We start from the raw sequence: 2,757 nt of genomic DNA, 5'->3' as shown, positions 1-2,757 counted from the left end.
GCTTGCCACCTACGTATTACCGCGGCTGCTGGCACGTAGTTAGCCGTGGCTTCCTCCTCTGGTACCGTCATTATCGTCCCAGAAAACAGAACTTTACAACCCTAAGGCCTTCTTCATTCACGCGGCGTTGCTGCGTCAGGGTTTCCCCCATTGCGCAATATTCCCCACTGCTGCCTCCCGTAGGAGTCTGGACCGTGTCTCAGTTCCAATGTGGCCGATCACCCTCTCAGGTCGGCTACGCATCGTCGCCTTGGTGGGCCGTTACCTCACCAACTAGCTAATGCGCCGCGGGTCCATCTTATAGCGGATTACTCCTTTGATGTTTCTACCATGCGATAAAAACATTTCATGCGGTATTAATCTTCCTTTCGGAAGGCTATCCCCCTCTATAAGGCAGGTTACCCACGTGTTACTCACCCGTCCGCCGCTAATCCACCCCGAAGGGCTTCATCGCTCGACTTGCATGTGTTAGGCACGCCGCCAGCGTTCGTCCTGAGCCAGGATCAAACTCTCAATTTAAAAAGTTTGAGCTATGCTCTTTTTTTCGCTGACTTGTTAAGTCATTTATTTGATAGATTTCTCTATCGGAATTAACTGGTTTTACCTTTTTCTCTGTTTAATTTTCAAAGACCATTTGGTTTTCATTATCATCGATTACTTCCGACGACTCTTACTATTATACTAGATAATTTTTTATCTGTCAATATTTTTTTAGAAGTTTTTTTCTCAATTTCTTATTGTTTACTGCCGCATCTCTCAGCGACAAAACTTATCTTACCATGATTTATTGATATATAAGTTAAATTTTATAGTACTAATCTATGAATATTCCTAAATTGCTTTTAAATACTCTTATTTTCTTATATATACTTATATTGATACACATGGCATTGTTTATATTGTAAACATAAAAAAATAACATCATCTATTTCAAAAGATGATGCTATTTTTCATTTGAAGTATTATTACTTATATATCTCTACTTTTTGTTCTTGTTTTAAATCATTTATAAGTTTAATATATTCCATGTTTTGTTTTTGACCTAATAAGTTTAATTTTAATGAATCTTTAACTTCGTCAAAAGATTTCATTACCTCTGGTGACTTCTCATCTACTTTTATTAGATGATATCCAAATTGAGTTTTTACTGGCTCACTAATTTGTCCAACCTCTAATTCAAAAGCTGCATTTTCAAACTCAGGAACCATTTTACCTCTTGTAAATGTTCCTAAATCTCCACCTTGTGAATTTGATGGACAAGTTGAAAATTCTCTTGCCGCTTCTTCAAAACTTAATCCATTATTAATTTTTTCTTTTATTTCTTTAGCTTTATCCTCATTATCAATTAATATATGTTTAGCTCTTACACTTGCTTCGCCTTTAAACATTTCTTTGTTATCTTCAAAGTATTTCTTTACTTCTTCATCTGAAATTGTAACAACATCAAGAACTTTTTTTACTGCAGCTTGAATTAATAAATCTTTCTTTAATAATTCTAATTGAGACTTAAACTCTTCAGTTTCTTCTAACTGTTCATCTATAGCAAACTTATGAAGTAATTCAAAGCTTATTAATTGCTCTAAAAGTTGCTCTTTTCCTATTTCACTTGCAAAATGTTCTTGATTTTGTTGTGGAAATCTAGCCATTGCCATATCTACATCTTGTTGAGTTATATTCTTTCCATTAACTGAAGCTAAAATTTTATTTTCCATATTTCTACTCCTTTATGCATTATTGTATTTTACTATATGATAACATACTTTATATCTAAAATGAAATAAAATTTATCTCACCATATGTACAATTTCTAAATAAAAAAATAAATCCTACTACATTAAGTAATAGGATTTGGTGGCTCACCGGGGGATCGAACCCCGGACACCATGATTAAAAGTCATGTGCTCTACCGACTGAGCTAGTGAACCATTTACTGGCTGGGATAGCAGGATTTGAACCTACGAATGCCAGAGTCAAAGTCTGGTGCCTTACCGCTTGGCGATATCCCAATATATGGTGCGTCTTAAGGGATTCGAACCCCTGGCCCACGCCTTAGAAGGGCGTTGCTCTATCCAGCTGAGCTAAAAACGCAAAATGGAGCGGGTGAAGGGAATCGAACCCTCGTAACTAGCTTGGAAGGCTAGCACTCTACCATTGAGTTACACCCGCCTGTGGTGCAGATGAAGGGAGTCGAACCCCCACGCCTAAGGCGCTAGATCCTAAGTCTAGTGCGTCTGCCAATTCCGCCACATCTGCATATGGTGACTCCTAGGGGAATCGAACCCCTGTTACCACCGTGAAAGGGTGGTGTCTTAACCGCTTGACCAAGGAGCCATATTGACCTGGCAACAACCTACCCTCCCACACAGCTTCCCGTGCAGTACTATCGGCCTCTTGATGCTTAACCTTCGTGTTCGGTATGGGAACGGGTGTATCCATCAAAAGCATAATTACCAGATTAAATTTTCTATAAGCTTCGAATTTCTTCGTCAATCTCCTTCGTTGTGGTGCTCATTTATGTTTATAAACTCTGCTCCTCACTCAGTTATTTCCTTGAACTTCTCGCTTCTATCAAATTTATGAAAACATTGGTTAAATGTTCTCTCAAAATTACACAGTGAAATTTATTTCGTCTTTATTTAGATCAAGCCCTCGACTTATTAGTATGAGTCAGCTGAACATGTTACCATGCTTACACCCCTCACCTATCAACCTGGTGGTCTTCCAGGAGTCTTACTAACTTACGTTATGGGAAATCTC

General features: G+C 38.2%; 1 protein-coding gene, 6 tRNA genes and 3 rRNA genes. All 10 read right to left on the bottom strand.

Annotated features, from left to right (window positions below):
- Positions 1–519: ribosomal RNA gene (locus tag IO99_RS17885) — 16S ribosomal RNA — on the bottom strand; the annotation flags it as partial.
- Positions 520–965: 446 nt separating this feature from the next.
- Entirely contained in the window at positions 966–1,712 is a 747-nt protein-coding gene (locus IO99_RS17880) for a peptidylprolyl isomerase (RefSeq protein ID WP_035135861.1), read from the bottom strand.
- A gap of 137 nt (positions 1,713–1,849) precedes the next feature.
- Positions 1,850–1,925 (bottom strand) — tRNA-Lys (locus IO99_RS17875).
- Positions 1,926–1,931: 6 nt separating this feature from the next.
- Positions 1,932–2,006: transfer RNA gene (locus IO99_RS17870), tRNA-Gln, on the bottom strand.
- A 5-nt stretch (positions 2,007–2,011) separates the two neighbouring features.
- Positions 2,012–2,088, bottom strand: a tRNA-Arg gene (locus IO99_RS17865).
- A gap of 4 nt (positions 2,089–2,092) precedes the next feature.
- Positions 2,093–2,166: transfer RNA gene (locus IO99_RS17860), tRNA-Gly, on the bottom strand.
- A 3-nt stretch (positions 2,167–2,169) separates the two neighbouring features.
- Positions 2,170–2,253, bottom strand: a tRNA-Leu gene (locus IO99_RS17855).
- A gap of 3 nt (positions 2,254–2,256) precedes the next feature.
- Positions 2,257–2,331 (bottom strand) — tRNA-Glu (locus IO99_RS17850).
- 6 nt (positions 2,332–2,337) lie between these two features.
- Positions 2,338–2,455, bottom strand: a 5S ribosomal RNA gene (gene rrf, locus IO99_RS17845).
- Between the two features lie 182 nt (positions 2,456–2,637).
- Positions 2,638–2,757 (bottom strand): 23S ribosomal RNA (locus tag IO99_RS17840); the annotation flags it as partial.

Source organism: Clostridium sulfidigenes, from assembly GCF_000732635.1.
Lineage (GTDB): Bacteria > Bacillota > Clostridia > Clostridiales > Clostridiaceae > Clostridium_J > Clostridium_J sulfidigenes.
This window is presented reverse-complemented; position numbering and strand designations above follow the sequence as displayed.